Source organism: Deltaproteobacteria bacterium (assembly GCA_011773515.1).
Lineage (GTDB): Bacteria > Desulfobacterota > Deferrimicrobia > J040 > J040 > WVXK01.
Genome location: WVXK01000057.1, coordinates 93,135 through 110,503 on the forward strand (window position 1 = coordinate 93,135; position 17,369 = coordinate 110,503).

A 17,369-nucleotide genomic window follows, 5' to 3' on the forward strand; every position below is an offset into this window, starting at 1 on the left:
AACTGTGGCGCAGGCAGGGAAGAGATCGGGGAAAATCGCCAGGGGGCTCGTCGGGAAAGGCTATTTGTTCAGCCTTGGTATGGGTGTGCTCTCCTTCGCCCTCTTCGTTGCGGCCCTTCATATGGAATCCATCCTTGAGTCGCTGGGAATCACGATCGTGCTGATGGGCGAGATGATCGCTTTTCTCGTCGTGGTTGTCGGGATAGACGCAGGCAGCAGGTGGTGGCTGAGCGATATGGCGGACGGCAACGAGGGTGCACGGAAAAAAGAGGGCGGTCTGGAAGGGGGGGGTGACGGAAAGGGAGCGAGGCCCTCTCCGGTAAGCGCCGGCTCAGGGTATGAGCAACGGGATGAATCCCCGCCCCCCGCGCACGAAAACTTCTTCTAATTTTTCGGCACAAACAGTACAATTTGATACACTGTAGCCATACGTCCTGAAGAGAGCCAATGACGTATGTGACCGGATGCCGGAAAACGTTCCGGCTGCAGGGGGATCTCTTTTTACAAGGAGGGAAGGGGATATGAGTGAGAAGAAGTGGAAGTTCGATACCCAGGTTATCCACGGGGCCCAGGCGCCGGGGGAGTGGAAGAGCGCTACTCTGGCTCCCATCTACCAGACGGCATCGCACCGGTTTGACACCGCCGAGGAACTCTCCGATGTATTTGCGGGGAAGCAAAAAGGGTTCATCTACCAGCGCCTGCGAAACCCCACCAACGAGGTCCTGGAAAAACGGCTCGCCATGCTGACCGGCGGCATGGAGGCTGTTGTCACCGGATCGGGCATGGCGGCGATAAACAACGCCGTGCTCTCCATATGCCGCTCGGGTGACGAGATCGTGTCGGGAAACTCCCTGTTCATGTCCACCTTTCTGCTCTACAACAACGTTCTCAGGAAGCTGGGAATCGACGTGAAGCTGGTCGAGAGCGCCGACCTTTCCGCCTGGAAGGCGGCCGTTACGCCGAAGACCAAGCTCCTCTTCGTGGAGACGATCGGTAACCCCAAGATGGACGTGCCGAATATCCGGGAGCTTGCAGACCTCGCCCACGAGAACCGGGCGCCCCTGATCGTGGACAACACGCTGGCTACCCCCTATCTGTTCCTGCCCCTCGAGCACGGGGCCGATATCCTGGTCTACTCCACCACCAAGTACCTGAACGGCCACGGATCGGCGGTAGGGGGCGTGGTGATCGACTCGGGGAGATTCGACTGGCCCGACGACAAGTACACCGATTTCAAGCTCTATAAGGATATCGCGGGAAAACGGGCATTCATCGACAGGGTGTGGCGGGAGATCCATATCAACTTCGGGACCACCCAGTCTCCCTTCCAGTCCTACCTCACCCTGATCGGCCTGGACACCCTGGCGCTCCGGATGGAACGGCACATGAAAAACACTGTCGAGGTGGCCAGGTTCCTGGCGCAACACCCCAAGGTGAAGTGGGTCAACTTCCCCGGTCTGGAGGACAGCCCCTCCCATGAGACGGCGAAGGCCCAGTTCAACGGGAAGGGGTACGGGGGGCTCTTGACCTTCGGCCTGGAAGACGAGAAAGCCTGTTTCGACTATATCCGGAACGTCAGGCTCGCGTACCACCTGGCGAACCTGGGCGACTGCAAGACCCTGGTCATCCACCCCTGGTCATCGCAATACATCAGGTTTACCGAGGAATCGAGGCGGGACAACGGCATCACCCCTGACATGGTGCGGGTATCCGTGGGGATCGAAGCCGTCGAGGACATCCTGGAGGACCTGGACCAGGCTCTTCGGGCCATATGAAAAAGGGGCCGCCGGGCTTGATTCGGCGCTTCTGCATTGCCCAACCCCGGTGCGGGTAAGTTGAAGATGAAGGAGACCTTCAAGAAACTGTCCCCGAACCTGATGGTAGAAGACGTGAACGGTGCCGTCGATTTTTACTGCGATGTCCTGGGTTTTGCCTTCGTCCTGGGGGCTCCCGAGGCGGGAGGGGACGTGGTGAGGATAAGGGACTCAGGGGTCCCCCTCGACTGGGCGCTGGTGCGAAGGGGGGGCGTGGACATCATGTTTCAGACCAGGAGGAGTCTCGTCCAGGAAAACTTCGACTTTGCCCACGAGCAGGTCGGCGGGTCGTTGACCCTGTTTATCGAGGTGGAGGATGTCGATGCCCTCTACGGGTTGATAAAGGGCCGGGTAGACATTGTCCGCGATATGGAGACCACATTTTACGGAATGAAGGAGTTCATCATCCGGGACAACAGCGGTTATATCCTCACCTTCGCCCAGAGGGGCTGATCGGTTTCCCCCCTCGTGCTTCGATTTTCCCGTGAACGTTCGAACAGGTGCGGGACCGGAAAACCCGCCGCCGAAAAAGCTGGCCCTTCAGAGCGGCAGCCCTTTTTCATGGAACCTTCGTGCAATCAGCTGCGCAATCCATGCAGTATTGGCGTTTGCTTTTTGTGCAGCGGAACCCTTTTCCTCCCCGGAGTGCGTTCGGCCGATAAGGGGATGGAACGTCTCCGTGTATATGACCGGTTACCCGGTCAGCTCCTCCCTTCATCACCGAACCGTTGTCGTAGCAGCACACGAAGAGCTCATCGGTGAACTGCAACCACTCTTTTTTGACCCGGTATTTCCGTTGAGTGCGGGGAAAGTGAAGTCGACTCTCCGTCCTGATCATGAAAAGCCTCCGCGTAAAACAGCTCTCGCTCCTTTTGTCGCCGGACTAAAATGCTGAAAAATTGTTCAATGCAGCGTGAACGCCCTACACAGAGCACGCTAATGAAAAGACGGGTGAAATGCGGTAATTTTTTTGCCCCTCCCCCCCGGGGTGGCTCACGAAGGTAAGAGATATGGAGCTAACGGGCAGGATAAAATATATCATATCAATGCGGAAAATAATATCCAAAAATTGTAATTTTGCTGAAAATTTTTTCCGGGACGAGCCGTTCAGAAAACCCCCCTGCTGTGCATGAACATCGAGCAACGATCCCGATCAGGGTAGTTTCAGATAGAATTGCCACTGGCGCCGGACGATGAGAAGGCGAGCACCCCTGTCAACTCTCACCCCGGAAGCTCCATGCCCGTCATCAGGTGATCTTCCATGTATTTGATCTCCTCGATGCCCGACACCACGGTCTCAGGGTCTACCTGGAGCTCCTCTGCGGGGATCTTTTCGTCGTAAACCACATTGGAGAGGATGTACTTGATGCAGTTGAGCCGTGCTTTCTTCTTGCTGTCGGAACGGATGATCGTCCAGGGTGAGATCGTCCTGTTCGTTTCATTGAGCATCTGGAATTTCCGTATCGTATAGTCGTCCCACTTTTCCTGTGCAGCCATGTCGACGGGAGATATCTTGAAGTGCTTCAGCGGGTCTATCATTCTCGATTTGAAACGGCGCATCTGTTCCTGCTTGGATACGGAGAAAAAAAACTTAAAGAGGGTGATCCCGTTCTTCACCAGTATTTCTTCGATCATCGGCACGTCCTTCAAAAAACGTTTATGCTCCTCGTCGGTGCAGAACCCCATGGTTGGCTCCACCATGGCGCGATTGTACCAGCTCCGGTCGAAGAGCACGATCTCTCCGCCCGAGGGGAGGTGCTGAAAGTATCGCTGGAAATACCATTGCGTTCGCTCACGGTCACTGGGCTTTAAGAGGGCAACGACCCGGGCACCCCGTGGATTCATGTGTTCGACGATCCTTTTTATGGTCCCGCCCTTGCCGGCGGCATCGCGGCCCTCGAATAGCATCAGGACGCGCTGTTCGTGGGCGATGACATACTTCTGCCATTTCAAGAGCTCTATTTGCAGCCGGTGCAGTTCCTCTTCGTATTCGAGGGTGGATTTGCTCACGTACACGGCCTTTCGTTTTTTCGATTTTTTCTTGTTCATGTTCTCATAGGCCGTGTGTTCGGATAGCTCTGTCTTGTTTTTCTTTTCCTTTTTCTTCTCCCTCTTGTTTCCTTTTTTCTTTCTTTTTTCGGGTTTTTCCTTCGCCATCGGGGGCTCCTTTACTTTATCCGCCATTTTATTCGCCTGCCTGCACGTCTCCTGGGAACCGGGAGGTCACTCGACGAACCGGCCATGTTTCCTCCGCTGTTTCTTCATCCTGCGCAGCTCTTTGTCACCCGGGATGACGACGTGCGGGTCCGGATTCAGATCGAGGTCCCGGCTTCTGCCCTTGTAGGGAACGATACTGAGGATCAGCTTCATGGTTTCCCGCCTGGCCAGGTGCTTGTTGTCGGAACGGATGACCCACCAGGGGGACTTTTCCGTATGGGTCCGCTTCAGCAGCTGGAATTTTTTTTCCGTAAAGTTATCCCACAGCTCCTGGGCCTGCAGGTCCACCTCGGAGAGCTTCCACTGGCGCAGGGGATCGTTCTTTCTCCTGTCGAACCGCCTCTTCTGCTCTCTCTTGCTCACGGAAAAATAGAGTTTGATCAGTATGGTTCTGCCGGCATCATCGAGAAAATTGTGTTCGTAGGTGACGACCTTTTTCATGAACCGTTTGTACTGATCCTCGGTGCAGAATCCCATGACCGGCTCGACGAGAGCCCGGTTGTACCAGCTCCTGTCGAAGAGAACGATCTCTCCCGCGCGGGGGAAGTGCTCTATATAGCGCTTTATGTGGAGTTCCGTCTTCTGCTGCTCGCTCGGTTTCCCCAGAGCGACGGTGCGGTATCTCTTCTCGTTCAGATATCGGGTGATCCGCCGAATCGTCCCCCCCTTGCCCGAGGCGTCCCGTCCGTCGAAAAGGACGACCATTTTCTTGTTCGTGTTCTCCATGTGCCGCTGCAGCTTGAGGAGTTCCACCTGGTAGGGTTTCAGCTCCTCCGCTTCATAGAACGTTTTCAAAGCCCCCTCGATGATCTCTTCCTTGTCCTTCTTTTTGAGCTGTTTCTGAATCTTCCGTATCAGCTTTTCGCTGTCTGCGGGTCTTACTTTCGGCTGGATTTTTTCCACCACCTCCCTGATCGGCTTCGCCCTGCCGCTTGCCCTCTTGTCGGCGTCCCTTTTCTTCTCCTTCTGGCTGTGCAGATCTTCAGGCTTGGTTTTCACCTGTGCTAACTTTGGCGCGTCTTTTATCTGCACTACCTTGGGATTCGGTTCCTTTTCCCGTTCTTTCTTCCTTGCGTTTTTTCTCTTCGTCTTTTTCATAGCCACTCCAATTTTTCTTTTTAATTCAACTTCTTTCCCTTTCGATACATTTTTTCGTAAATATCGGGGAGCCGGTTTTTTCTCAGGCCCTCGATCACCTCTTCGACCGGGTAGGGAATGCGGAAGTGGTAGGCCTCTATTTTACGCGATGAGACCGTAAGGATGGCAAAGGATGCCCGGGGGTCGCCGTCGAACATCCGTCCCACACTGCCCGGGTTTAAGAAGTGAACACCATCGATGCATCGGTAATATGGCACGTGCGAATGACCCATGATGTGGACCCGGTAGGGTGAACCCTTCGCAAGGTCGCGGAACCGTCTTTCGGAGGCACGGGGAAACAGGAGTTCTTCCTCATCGTCTGCGGTTCCGTGGAACAGGCCGATTCGGATACCGTCCACGGTAAAATCCTGCCTTTTCGGAAGGGATTTTAAGTAGCGAATGTTCCCCGCATGCAGGTTTTCGCAGGTCCAGAAATACATGACCCGTTTTTCTTCCTTTCTCGGTTTTTCCAGTTTTTTTCCCGCCAGGATTTTCAGGACTCGGTCGTCCGTGTTCCCCAGTATGGAGACGGATTGTTTCCTCTGACGAAACCACTGGATTGTTTCATTGGGGAACGTGCTGAAAACCGTAAAGTCGCCGGTGTTGACGATCCCGTGAAACTTTCCCGGCCGCACGTATTTTTCCACAGCCCTGAGTGCCGGGTAGTTTGCGTGAATGTCGCCCAGAACGAGTATTTTCTTCATAACAAGCAGGTGGTTGAAGCTTCGGCCCCTCCGGCGGAAATGCCAACTTCAAAACTCCCGATATGAAACAACCGCTTAGATGCCACCGGCGAGCAGATAGTTTTATCGCAGCCGGGCTTCATCCCACATTCGGCCAGGGATGGGGATGTTTTCGCGCTCGGGGGGCAGGGGCGTTTACCGGGCTCAAGGGATCAGGTTCCGCACTACTTTGGAAAACGACTGAATTTCCAGCGTTATTTTCTTATACGCTTTCTTCCTGGGCTTTTTCCCTCCTTTTTTCATGAATAGTGCAAGAGCGTCGCTTCTCTTTATGATCTTTTTTTTCGCTTTCAGGGGGATGTTTTCCTGGCTTTTCTCCAGAAGGGCGAGGCTGTCGCGAAGCTCGGACGACGTTTTTTTGAGGTCGATGTACAGGGGCAGATACTTTTTCTTCCCCATCGGCTTTAGATTTTCGTTCACCCGGTGCAATGTCTTCTGAAGCTTTCTGATCTTCCTCCTGAGGTTCTCGCTGATTTCCCCTGCCTTTCTCTCTTCGTCTGAGAGGATCTCGGGGAGGACTATTTCCTGCTTCTCCCGGTAATAGTCGGCGGCGGAGCTCTTGATCAGCCTTGCGTAATGATTCCCGATCGATTTGATCCCGGCCAGTTTTTCCTCCGGCATTTCAAAAAGCTGTTTTATGGTAGTGATGCCGTGTTTGTTGAGCAGCTTCATGCGCGAGGTTTCGATGTATTTCAACCGGGTAAGGTCATCCTTCTTCACGGTCACGGCCTCCCTCTATTTCCCCGTCAACGGGGAAAGGCGTGGTGCCAATGTATGCAAAAACAAGAAATATCAATGATATAAGCATCTCCTGCCGGTGTCAAGGATTAACAAAATACGGTTTGTTTTTGCGTGGGAAGTCCCACACGTCACGGCACGAGATCCTTTTCCCAGCGTTCGGCAGGGTACGAAGTGCCTCCCGTTAAAAGAGCCGCGAAGGCGACGAGGGCCCTGCGCGCGTCGCCGATCGGGTGATGAAAGGCGTCCCAGTGCTCGCTGTCTTCCCCGTCGTGGTTGGGGATGACGAAGTCATACTTCCAGCCCTCCCGCAACTCGGTGAAGGCGCTTCCCGCACGCGTTTCGATGTTTTCACGGTCCCCGGGTGACAGTCTGGTTTTCTGGGTTCCGGTGCGGCGAAGCAGCTTCCTCCGCATCATGTCGGTGACTGTTTTCTCCAGGCCCGGCCGGTTTGCGGGGTTTTTAAGATCCTGGATCTCATCCTTTGAGAGGGGAGAGAGGAAAACCTTCAGGGTGGGAATTGCCTGCAACTGCTCGGAAGCGATGAGCCCTGCGGCAACGTACGGGTTTCCCTCGAAAAAGGCATCTTTTCCCCGCGAGAGGATTTTTTTGATACTTTCTATCTCGACGGCGTGGAGGTCTCCCCGGACGTCGGCACAGATATATCCCGGGGTTCCAAAGAGATCCTCGATTACCTCGCGGGGGCGAAAATGGTAGTCCACCCCGTCCTGTTCCCCGGGCCGGGGATCGCGGCTGTTGTACGGCACGACTTTTACAAGCCTGCCGGCCAGGTGTGGGTAAAACGTTGAGAGTGCGATAAAAAGGGGGGTTTTTCCCACACAGGAGGGGCCCGACAGTATAACCAGTCTTTTCATGATCGGCTCTTTTTCCCCTCGGAACTCCTGCTCCCGGCGATTCGGCTTCAGGCAGGCACCGGGATCACCTGAGCGCTTTCGGTCGTCACGATGCGGATTTCCTCTTTTTTTCGGAGAAAAGCTCCCTGAACGTCGCGCTGTTTTCCGGTGATGCAAATGCTTGAAATGTTTTTGAAAACTTCCCCTTTGCCGCCTGTCTTTTTCTGTCCAGGGTACCGACCAGGCTGCCGATTGCCACGAGCGTTTTTTTCCCGGGCAGGTCCGTTACCGCCAGCTCATCGGCGACCTTCAACAGATATTCCTCCTGGACGCAGAAGTCGTTGAAATCGCCCAGGTTGTCCTGCAGCTTTTTCAGCTGCTCGATCAAGCCCGAGGTTTTTTTCGGGGGAAAGAGACTCGAGAAGAACTCCAGGAGGTAGCGCAGCTCCTTGCACTGAATTCTCAGGCGGTGCAGCATCTCGTCCTGCGTGTTTTCCAGGATCGCATTCCCATCTTTTACGATACGCCGGTATTTCTTGTAGATCCGTTTCCGTGCCACGTCGATAACGTAAGGACCGGTATGGGGTGCCCCGGGGGGGGCCTCCGGCGGTTCACGCAAAAAGACGTCCCAGCCCTTGAGGATCTGCCGGTACTTTTCCGTCTCCAGGCTGCGTGTGACTTCCCGCAAGGCCCGGGATCGCTTTTCCCGCAGGTAGGCAAAGAGCGGTTCGATGTCGCCGCGAAGCCCGTCGGGAAGCATGGCCTTGTATGTCCCCTCGCTTAAAAGGTAGACGTCTAAATCGCGCAGCTGGTTGGAAAGTTTTCCCACGAAGGCGAAATCCTTCCTGAACCGACGGACTGTCTCCGGGGGAAACACGCTTTTTAACTGCCGCAACGCGGAGCGGGTGCGGCGCACGGCCACGCGAAAATCGTGGAGAAATTCCGTGTCCAGGTCCTTTGCGATATGGGCCTCGTTTACCCGCATGACGTGCAGCAACGAGCGGAGGATGATCTTCGCTGCCTGGTCGGGGCGCATATCGGGTGTGAGGCGAACATCTAGTTTCGTTGAATAGTCGCCCGGTTTTCTGTCAGCCCCCTCAAGAGCCGAAAAGTAGATATCTCCCCCCTTTTTTTCCGTGAATCCTCCCTGGGTGAGCCGCTCTCCCATTTCCCGGGCATAGCCCAGGTATCCTCTCACCGGTTTGAGCCACAGAAACGTAGCAATCGCCGGCCTGTTCCTGTCCCGGGACAGGAAGATTTCCTCGTGTTCCACCCGGGCCACCGTTTTTTCGTGCTGGTTCACGATCCGGTAGGGTGCTTTGCGCGAGGACACCTCCACGAGCTTTATCAGCGCACGCATTTTTATGACCGGCTCGACCAGCTCTTTCAACCTGCTGTCGGGGAAATCCCCAATAAAAACAACAGGATCGGCTATCTGCACGCTGCATATGTCCGCGTCTTCGTACAGGTTGCGCAGATGGAGCCTTCTGCCGGACTCATACAGGACAAGCGACCTGTTGAACAGGCGCCAGTCGAATGTGTCGTAAATCACGACACGCCGGTACCTGTGTCGCCCCTTTTTGATCGAGTGGTGATCGGACAGGTGGGCGAAGAAGAACCCTTCGTCGTAGCCGTCCGGGACATGGAATTTTTGCGGTCTAGGCATGGGTGACCCTCTTGACGCCTGCAGGGACCCTTTTGTTTTCACCGGGTTTCTGCTGGGGACCTATCCGTGCGTATCCGATTCGTCCAGGTAGCGCTTCGGAAAGTCGAAGAAGACAGACTCGCCTGTACCTTCTCGCACCTTCTTCCAGCTCTTAACGTCAAACCGCATGCAGTACACGCCGGTTGTGGGGATATTCAGAACGGGATTTTCTGGAAGAAGCAAATCAGCAAAATCATTGAACCCGGGGTTGTGCCCGAAGAGCATGACCGTATCCTTCGAATCATCAAGATTTTTCACCATTTCGAAGAGATACCGCGCATCCGAGTGATACATGATGTCCCTGTACTCTATCCTCTTTCTGGGATAGCCGATGGTTTTGGCAACCTTTACCGCCGTCTTGCGTGCTCTTTTCGCGGGGCTCGAAAGGATAAGGTCGGGCAGAATCTTTTTCTCTTTCAGTTTTTCCCCCATAAATGGCGCATCCCTCTTTCCCCTCTTGTTCAACGGCCTGTCGAAATCCTTCAGCCCGGGATCCTTCCAGCTCGACTTGGCGTGTCTCACCAAAATAATGGTTTTCATATCCGTCAGCCCCTCCACCGGCTCCTCGAAGAGGATATTTTCCTGTCTCCCGATGATTCCTTACCGATAGCCGGAGAATAGTGGTCCCCGTCTTCTGGTATCGGCACCTGTCAGGGATTATACCATATCGAAATCGGGTTTCTCCCGGGAAGCCTTGCTATCGATAAGACCGACAAGGAGAAAAGCGATCCTCTGATGGCTACGCTGGATCCCGAGGATACGTGCGGTCCGTGATTGATTCACAACGCAGTGGGAACCAAAAAGCATCTTTCTGCACAGGGGAGGCTCCAGGTGGGCCTCCTCTCTGTGCCGCCACGTTTTTCCGTCAATGGAGGAAAGCGACCTATTTCTTTTTCACTCCCCGTCACCGGCTTGCGATATCATAGAAAAAAGAGATTGATCGGCTGAAAAGTTCTAAATCACCTGTCTCTAAAGGTTGCAATGAGGGTTTCAGGACTGAAAACGGGGGTGGTTTTTTTCACGATCCTCATCCTGGCGTGCGATGTCTCCACGGCGTTTTCCGGTTCCCTGTCCGAACACCTTGCCTTCAGGGGCAGGAGATTCAGGGATGATGTGTATATTAATCTGGCGGTAGACAGCGTTTCCGTCGACAAGCGGGAGGTTGCCCGGGGTGATAAAATCACCTTCGAAGTCACTCTCCACGATAAAGGGGAGGTTATACAAGGTCCGGTTATTGTGAGAGTTCTCTCGGGGAGGAAGACCCTTGCATCGAAAAACATCTCTGATTTCTACTGGGATGTGAAGGACAAAATGGCTGTCACTATCGTCTGGGATACCGCACAATTCGAGCCCGGCAGCTACCCGGTCAAGGTCGAGGCACCCCTGTTTGAGGACCAGGACAGCTTCGATAACGAGTTGAAGCTTGAATATGAGATTGTTATACGGTGACCGGCACATACTGTCTTCCCCGTTTCTCCATGCTTCAGCGACATTATTTCCCCTTGCCATTGATTCAAACATATGTTTAAATCAAACGTATGAATGAAAAGCGGGACACGGCGGGGCCTTTTACCGGAATCGGTGCGGGAGATCGGCCGGAGGCGGTCCAGCGGGACACGAAAACCCGGATCCTCGATGCGGCGGAAAGGCTCTTCGCGGGGAGTGGGTTTCACAACACATCCCTTCGGGCCATCACGAACGATGCCGGGGTCAACATAGCGGCGGTCAACTACCATTTCGGTTCAAAGGAATCCCTCATCGAGGAGGTGTTCAAGCGGCGGCTCCTCCCCATAAACCGGATCAGGCGGGAGGAACTCGAGAAGATAAGAGATGCGGCAGGGCGGGAAAACCGCAGGCCCGATGCCCGTGATGTCATGCACGCCTTCATCGCCCCCGTTTTCCGCTTCCGGGACACGGAACCGGGGGCGGCGGCGTTTATCTCGCTCGTCGGCCGGACGATGGGCGAGCCCGATCAGCGGTTGCGGGAAAAGCTGATGGATCACTTCCGCCCGATGTTTTTCCTCTGCTACGAGATCCTCTGCGAGGCCCTGCCGGATGTTTCGAGGGAAGTCCTCTTCTGGCGCCTCCAGTTTTCAATAGGCGCGATGAGCCACACGCTGCACATGTTGGACCAGCTCAAGGTCTTTCCCGAGGGGGTCGTGCCGGCTTTTGACGCTGCGACGATGACCGACATGGTCGTATCTTTCGTTACCGCGGGAGTGGAGGTGTCATGAAGCGGAACGGGTCACTGCTTTCCTTGCTTTTCATCGTCTCGATCGTCCTGACCTGCTGCGCCGTCCACCGGCCACAGCCGATCGGGCCCCCGGAGAACCTCCCGGCGGGCTTCCTCGAGCATACCGACCCCCCGTCCGAGGCGCTTCCCGTGGGCCGCTGGTGGGAGACCTTCGAAGATCCGAGCCTGAGCGCCCTCATGGAGAAATCCTTCGATGGCAACCTGGACCTGGTCCAATCAATTGCCGTACTCAAGCAGCTTCAGGCAGTCAGGCGCCAGGCAGCGTCGTTTCAGTATCCTTCCCTGGATGCGGAGGGGCAGGCCAGCCGCTCCGGGCAACCGGGCATATTCGGTGACGATAGGGGAATCAGCTACAGTCTCTCCCTTGCAGCGGGATACGAGGTAGACCTCTGGGGCAGGATAGGATCGGCGGCAGATGCGGCCACCCTCGAGGCGGCGGCATCCCGGGAAGATGTCAAATCCCTCTACGTTACCCTGTCGGCGGAGCTCGCCGACCTCTACTACCTGGCCGTCGAGCAGAGGGCCCAGCTCGACCTCACCGACGGGACCATCGCATCGTTCACCGAAACCCTCGATCTGGTGAGGAGCCGCTACCTTCAGGGGCTCGTACCGCCCCTTGATGTGTACCAGGCGCGCCAGAACCTCTCCTTCGCGAAGTCCAGCCGCCCCCTCTTCGAGGCGAACCTGGCCGTGACCGAGCACGCCATTGCCGTTCTGACGGGCAGCTACCCCGAGCGGGGCCTTGCGGGAACGCTGGCAGAGCTACCCGATACTCCCGCCGCCTTTCCGGCGGGGATTCCCTCACAGGTTCTCTCACGCAGGCCAGATGTGCGGGCTGCGTTCCTCCGCGTGAAAGCGAGCGATGCCGGGGTGGCCGAGGCCATCGCCGACCGTTTCCCCTCGATAAACTTGCTCGGCAGCTACGGCACCTCGAAAACCGCATTCAGCGCCGGGGATATATCGGGTGTTTTCTGGAACGTTTTTGCAAGCGTGATTCAACCGGTGATCGATGGGGGAAGGCGGAGGGCCGAGGTGGAGAGAACGGAGGCCCGGTTCGAGGAGGACCTGGCCCGGTATCAGAAGACCGTCCTCACCTCTGTCCAGGAAGTCGAAGACGCGCTGATCAGAAACCGCATGACGGAGGAGCGCATCAGGTATCTCGAGGAGCGCGTGGAGGCAACCGCCGGGTCCCTCAGGCTCTCCAAGGAGCGCTACCTGCTCGGGTTGTCCGATTACCTGCCCATCCTCACGGCCCAGGCCTCCAACTTCACGGCCGAAAGCCAGCTTCTTTCCGCACGGCGGCAGCTGATTTCCGACAGGATAAGCCTGGTCCGTGCCCTGGGGGGAGAGTGGATGGAAGAAGAAATGGAAAGCCGCCTGAAGGCGTCCCACACCGGAGGAAGGGAAAAATGAGCCTGAAAACGACCTTGATGAAGATCGTCCTTCCAATCGGCATCGTCCTGGCGGGGTTCGCCGGGATGAAGCTCATGGTTCTCTCCCGCCCTTCTCCCGAAAAGGAGGTGAGGGAGTCCCCGGGCGTGCTGGTGGAGGTCACGAGCGTGAGAAGGGAGACCCGGCCGGTGGTGGTCACCGGAACGGGGACGGTGGCCCCCCGCCAGGAGGCGGCAATCACACCGCAGGTGAGCGGACAGGTCACGTATCTTTCCCCCGGACTCGTTGCCGGCGGTCTTTTCAGGGAGGGAGACCTGCTCTTCAAAATAGAGGATACCGATTACCGGCTCGCCATCGACAGGGCAAAGGCGGCCCTGGCCGCGGCAGAGTACGAACTGGCCACGGTTCAGGGGCAGGCCCGGGTTGCGCGCATCGAGTGGGAGCGCCTGAAGACCGATGAAAAAAGCGAGCCAAACCCCCTGGTCCTGTACGAGCCGCAGCTGAAAAACGCCCGTGCAGGCGTTGATTCCGCGAAAGCGGCTCTTCTCCAGGCGGAGCTCAACCTCGCCAGGACGTCCGTTTACGCGCCGTTTACCTGCATTGTCCGATCTGAGGAGATCGACCTGGGCCAGTACGTTACGGTGGGCAAGAGCGCCGCTACCGTTGCGGGCACCGATGCCGCAGAGATCATCGTACCCCTCCCCCTCGAGGAGATGCAGTGGCTCAGAGTCCCCGGCAGGGGCTCGAAGGAGAGAGGCTCTCCGGCGAAGGTAACGCTCACCGTTGGAAGCCGGACTCTCACCTGGGAGGGGAGGGTTGTCCGCTCGCTGGGGGAGGTGGATCCCCGGGGAAGGATGGCGCGTGTCGTGGTCTCCGTGGCCGATCCCTACAACCTGGGTAAGGGTCGCGGGACCGGCCGGGCCGACCTGGAACTGGGCATGTTCGTCGACGTGGAAATAACCGGGAAAGAGCTCCCGGGCATTTTCACGGTTCCCCGCTCCGCACTGCGGGAAGGGGAAACCGTCTGGACGATGGACGATGAGATGAAGCTGCACATCGTGCCCGTGACCGTGGTCAGGCGGGAGCGCGACACCATCGTTGTTCGTGACAGCTTCAGCGAGGGCGACCGCGTGGTTTTAACGAACATATCAGGGGCGGCGGAGGGGATGAAGCTCAGGCTGGCCGGGGAGGAAGAAGCGAAGTGAAGGCCGCTATCAGATGGATGGCGAAGAACCACGTCGCCGCAAACATCCTCATGCTCGTCCTCATAATCGGCGGCATGGTGAAGGGCTTCTCCATAAAGCAGGAGGTGTTCCCCGAGGTGGACCTGGACAGGATCCAGGTTTCCGTGGCCTACCCGGGCGCCGGTCCCGAGGAGGTTGAGGAGGGGATCCTGCGGAAGATCGAGGAGAGCCTGACCGGCGTCGACGGGATCGAGGAGATCACCTCGAGCGCCGCCGAAGGCATCGGCGTCGTAACTGCGGAGATCGAAACCGGCGAGGACCCGGACCGCGTGCTGCAGGATGTGAAGAGCGAGGTGGACCGGATCGTCACCTTCCCGGAAGATGCGGAGAAACCGGTCATCTCCAAGCTGGTGAGCCGCAGCGAGGTCATCTCCGTCGTGGTCTACGGGGACGTGTCGGAAAGGGTGCTCCGGGAACAGGCAGAGGGAATACGGGATGACCTCCTGGCCCTGCCGGGCATCACCCAGGTGGACCTTGGCGGGGTGCGTCCCTACGAGATATCGATCGAGATTCCCGAGGAGAACCTGCGGCGCTACGACCTGACCCTCGAGGAGGTGGCCCGGCGGGTCAGGCGGGCCTCCCTGGATCTGCCCGGCGGGACGATCAAGACCGAGGGGAGCGAAATTCTCCTCCGCACGAAGGAGCGGCGCTACTTCGGGCCTGAGTACGCCGACATCGCCGTGGTGACCAGCACGGACGGCACGGAGGTCACCCTCGCTGACATCGCCCGGATAGAGGATGGGTTCCGCGAGACGGACGTGTTCGCCATGTTCGATGGGGGTCCGGCGGCGATGGTGAAGGTCTTCAGGGTGGGGGACCAGAAACCGATCAGGATCTCGAAAATCGTGAAGGATTACGTCCAGCGGAAGAAGCCTCAAATGCCCACGACGGTAAACATCGACGTCTGGTTCGATACCTCGGAGATCTACCAGAGCCGGATAAACCTCCTTTTGAAGAACGCCGCCCTGGGGCTTACCCTTGTGCTCATCATCCTGGGCCTCTTCCTGGAAATACGGCTGGCCATGTGGGTCATGCTGGGCATACCGATCTCCTTTTTCGGGGCCATGCTGCTCATGCCCACGATGGACGTCTCCATCAACATGCTCTCCCTGTTTGCCTTCATCCTGGCCCTGGGGATACTCGTGGATGACGCCATCATCGTGGGGGAAAATGTCTTCGAGCACCGCCAGAGGGGAAAGGCCTATCTCGATGCGGCCACGGAAGGCACCATAGAGGTGGGGATCCCCGTCATTTACGCCGTTTTGACCACCGTGGTCGCCTTCATGCCCCTTATCTTCGTCACCGGCGTGATGGGCAAGTTCATCAAGGTGATCCCCCTTGTGGTCATTGCTCTCCTTTGCATGTCGCTCATCGAATCGCTCTTCGTGCTTCCCGCCCACCTCTCGGGGGGGAGGCTGAATGATCGTGTGAAGGGGGGGGTGCTGGGGGCCATAGAAAGGGTGCGCCTCTGGTTCGGAAGGTTTCTCGAAGGGTTCATTTCACGAAGGTACCGGCCCTTCCTGGAGCTCTGCCTGAGAAACCGCTACACCACCGTCGCCACGGGCATCACCGCGCTATTCCTCACTCTCGGGGTCGTCCGGGGGGGCATCATCAAGTTTACCTTCATGCCCGAGGTGGAGGGCGACCTGGTAATCGTGTCCATCAAGATGCCTCCCGGCACGCCGGTGAATGAGACGGCAAAGGTGACGGGATTAGTCGTTGACCGGGGGAAGGTGGTCGTCGACGAGTTCGACCGGGGCCGGCAGGGGAATCCTTCGATCATGCGTAACGTCTTCTCCATCGTGGGGAGCACCCTGGTGAGGCATGGCCCGGCGGGAGGGGAGACCGATTCTGCCTCCAATATCGCGGAGGTCGCCATGCTGCTGACCGAAAGCAAGGAGCGGGGTGTCCCCGCGGCGGACGTGGCGGGCATGTGGAGGGAGGCGGTGGGGACGGTTGCCGGCGTTGATTCGATCACCTTCACGTCCTCCCTCTTCGAGGTCGGCTCCGATATCGATATCCGCGCAGCCCACGAGGACGCGGGCGTCCTTTCTGCCGTTGCCGGGCGTATCAAGCGGAACCTCGCCGGGTACCCCGGCGTGGGAGACATAGACGACAGCCTGTCGCGGGGGAAGCGGGAGCTCAAGATCAACCTCCGGCCCGAGGCCCGGATGCTCGGGGTTACCGAGGAGGAGCTCGGCAGGCAGATCCGGTCGGCCTTTTACGGGGCAGAGGCGCTGCGCCTGCAGCGGGGGCGCAACGAGGTGAAGGTCATGGTTCGCTACCCCGAGGAGGACCGGAGGAAGCTGTGGAACCTGGAATCGATGCGGGTGCGCACACCTGAGGGCGGGGAGATCCCGCTCGCTCGCGCCGCAAGCGTCAACGAAGGGTGGGGATTTGCCCGCATCAACCGGACGAACCGGAAACGGGTCGTCAACATCACCGCACGGGTCGACCCATCCCAGGCAAATGCACAGGAGATCCTCATCGATTTGCAGGAGAGCCTCTTTCCTACGCTTGCCAGGGACTACCCGGGCCTGTCCTTTGACCTGGTGGGCGAGGAGAAGGAGCGGAAAGAGTCGCTGGACAGCATGAAGCAGGGTTTCACCATGGCCCTGATAGGAATCTTTGCGCTTCTGGCCGTGCCCTTTCGCAGCTACAGCCAGCCGCTCCTGATCATGGCCGCCATCCCCTTCGGCGTCGTCGGTGCCGTCGTGGGGCACATGATCATGGGATTCAGCCTGAGCATCCTGAGCTTTTTCGGCATCGTGGCGCTTGCCGGCGTCGTGGTCAACGACTCTCTCCTGCTCATCGACCGGGTCAACGTAAACCGGAAGGAGGGGTCTGACCTCGTCACGGCGCTCGTCGACGGGGGGGCACGCCGCTTCCGCCCGATTCTCCTCACGTCGCTTACCACCTTTTTCGGGCTCACGCCGATGATCCTGGAAACGAGTGTCCAGGCCCAGTTTCTGATCCCTATGGCTATCAGCCTGGGATTCGGGATCCTGTTCGCCACGGGCATCACCCTGCTCCTGGTCCCATCCCTCTACATGATCCTCGAGGATGTCCGAAAACTGCTGGGCTTCGGGATGAACAGGGTCCGCAGGGAGAGCGAAACCACCCGGTAAGAAATTGCAATGCAGGGTTAAGGTTCCAAAATGCGGAGTGAAGCCCGGGTCGGGGAAGCGGCGGAGAGCAATGAATCAAGAGGTCAGATAGCGAAAGGGCGGAGCTTTTTCGGGGCCTACCCCCCTTTTGCTTGCGGCTCATG

15 protein-coding genes are annotated in these 17,369 nt (G+C 57.5%); 8 read left to right on the plus strand and 7 right to left on the minus strand.

Annotated features, from left to right (window positions below; genetic code table 11):
* The 3 genes from GTN70_06325 to GTN70_06335 form a co-directional block, all read left to right on the plus strand.
* A partial coding sequence (locus GTN70_06325) for a hypothetical protein (protein ID NIO16601.1) occupies window positions 1-388 on the plus strand: 388 nt, incomplete at its 5' end.
* Window positions 389-521: 133 nt separating this feature from the next.
* Window positions 522-1,775 (plus strand): aminotransferase class I/II-fold pyridoxal phosphate-dependent enzyme, encoded by a 1,254-nt coding sequence (locus tag GTN70_06330; protein ID NIO16602.1) that lies wholly within the window; start codon window positions 522-524, stop codon window positions 1,773-1,775.
* A 66-nt stretch (window positions 1,776-1,841) separates the two neighbouring features.
* Window positions 1,842-2,267, plus strand: coding sequence for a hypothetical protein (locus GTN70_06335; GenBank protein NIO16603.1), 426 nt, complete (start codon window positions 1,842-1,844; stop codon window positions 2,265-2,267).
* Between the two features lie 768 nt (window positions 2,268-3,035).
* Here GTN70_06335 and ppk2 read toward each other — a convergent pair.
* The 7 genes from ppk2 to GTN70_06370 form a co-directional block, all read right to left on the minus strand.
* Window positions 3,036-3,971 (minus strand): polyphosphate kinase 2, encoded by a 936-nt coding sequence (gene ppk2, locus GTN70_06340; GenBank protein NIO16604.1) that lies wholly within the window; start codon window positions 3,969-3,971, stop codon window positions 3,036-3,038.
* A gap of 66 nt (window positions 3,972-4,037) precedes the next feature.
* Complete coding sequence (locus GTN70_06345; GenBank protein ID NIO16605.1) at window positions 4,038-5,009, minus strand: polyphosphate kinase 2; 972 nt, start codon at window positions 5,007-5,009, stop codon at window positions 4,038-4,040.
* A gap of 140 nt (window positions 5,010-5,149) precedes the next feature.
* Window positions 5,150-5,872, minus strand: a complete 723-nt coding sequence (locus GTN70_06350) for a YfcE family phosphodiesterase (GenBank protein ID NIO16606.1) — start codon at window positions 5,870-5,872, stop codon at window positions 5,150-5,152.
* 183 nt (window positions 5,873-6,055) lie between these two features.
* Window positions 6,056-6,637, minus strand: a complete 582-nt coding sequence (locus GTN70_06355) for a hypothetical protein (GenBank protein NIO16607.1) — start codon at window positions 6,635-6,637, stop codon at window positions 6,056-6,058.
* Between the two features lie 143 nt (window positions 6,638-6,780).
* Window positions 6,781-7,524, minus strand: a complete 744-nt coding sequence (locus GTN70_06360; protein NIO16608.1) for a hypothetical protein — start codon at window positions 7,522-7,524, stop codon at window positions 6,781-6,783.
* 85 nt (window positions 7,525-7,609) lie between these two features.
* On the minus strand, window positions 7,610-9,169 hold the full coding sequence (locus GTN70_06365; protein ID NIO16609.1) for a CHAD domain-containing protein: 1,560 nt from the start codon (window positions 9,167-9,169) through the stop codon (window positions 7,610-7,612).
* A gap of 60 nt (window positions 9,170-9,229) precedes the next feature.
* Window positions 9,230-9,748, minus strand: a complete 519-nt coding sequence (locus tag GTN70_06370; GenBank protein NIO16610.1) for a histidine phosphatase family protein — start codon at window positions 9,746-9,748, stop codon at window positions 9,230-9,232.
* A 441-nt stretch (window positions 9,749-10,189) separates the two neighbouring features.
* On the opposite strand from GTN70_06370, the gene GTN70_06375 reads away from it, so the two are divergent.
* The 5 genes from GTN70_06375 (at window position 10,190) to GTN70_06395 (ending at window position 17,226) form a co-directional block, all read left to right on the plus strand.
* Window positions 10,190-10,657, plus strand: a complete 468-nt coding sequence (locus tag GTN70_06375; protein ID NIO16611.1) for a hypothetical protein — start codon at window positions 10,190-10,192, stop codon at window positions 10,655-10,657.
* Between the two features lie 89 nt (window positions 10,658-10,746).
* Window positions 10,747-11,442 carry a TetR family transcriptional regulator gene (locus tag GTN70_06380; protein ID NIO16612.1) on the plus strand — a complete coding sequence of 232 codons (696 nt, stop codon included), beginning with the start codon at window positions 10,747-10,749 and terminating at the stop codon, window positions 11,440-11,442.
* Window positions 11,439-12,875 (plus strand): efflux transporter outer membrane subunit, encoded by a 1,437-nt coding sequence (locus tag GTN70_06385; GenBank protein NIO16613.1) that lies wholly within the window; start codon window positions 11,439-11,441, stop codon window positions 12,873-12,875. Before GTN70_06380 ends, GTN70_06385 begins: the two co-directional genes overlap by 4 nt.
* Window positions 12,872-14,059, plus strand: coding sequence for an efflux RND transporter periplasmic adaptor subunit (locus GTN70_06390; GenBank protein ID NIO16614.1), 1,188 nt, complete (start codon window positions 12,872-12,874; stop codon window positions 14,057-14,059). The genes GTN70_06385 and GTN70_06390 overlap by 4 nt, the downstream gene beginning before the upstream one ends.
* Window positions 14,056-17,226, plus strand: coding sequence for an MMPL family transporter (locus GTN70_06395; GenBank protein ID NIO16615.1), 3,171 nt, complete (start codon window positions 14,056-14,058; stop codon window positions 17,224-17,226). Before GTN70_06390 ends, GTN70_06395 begins: the two co-directional genes overlap by 4 nt.
* Window positions 17,227-17,369 lie beyond the last annotated feature (143 nt).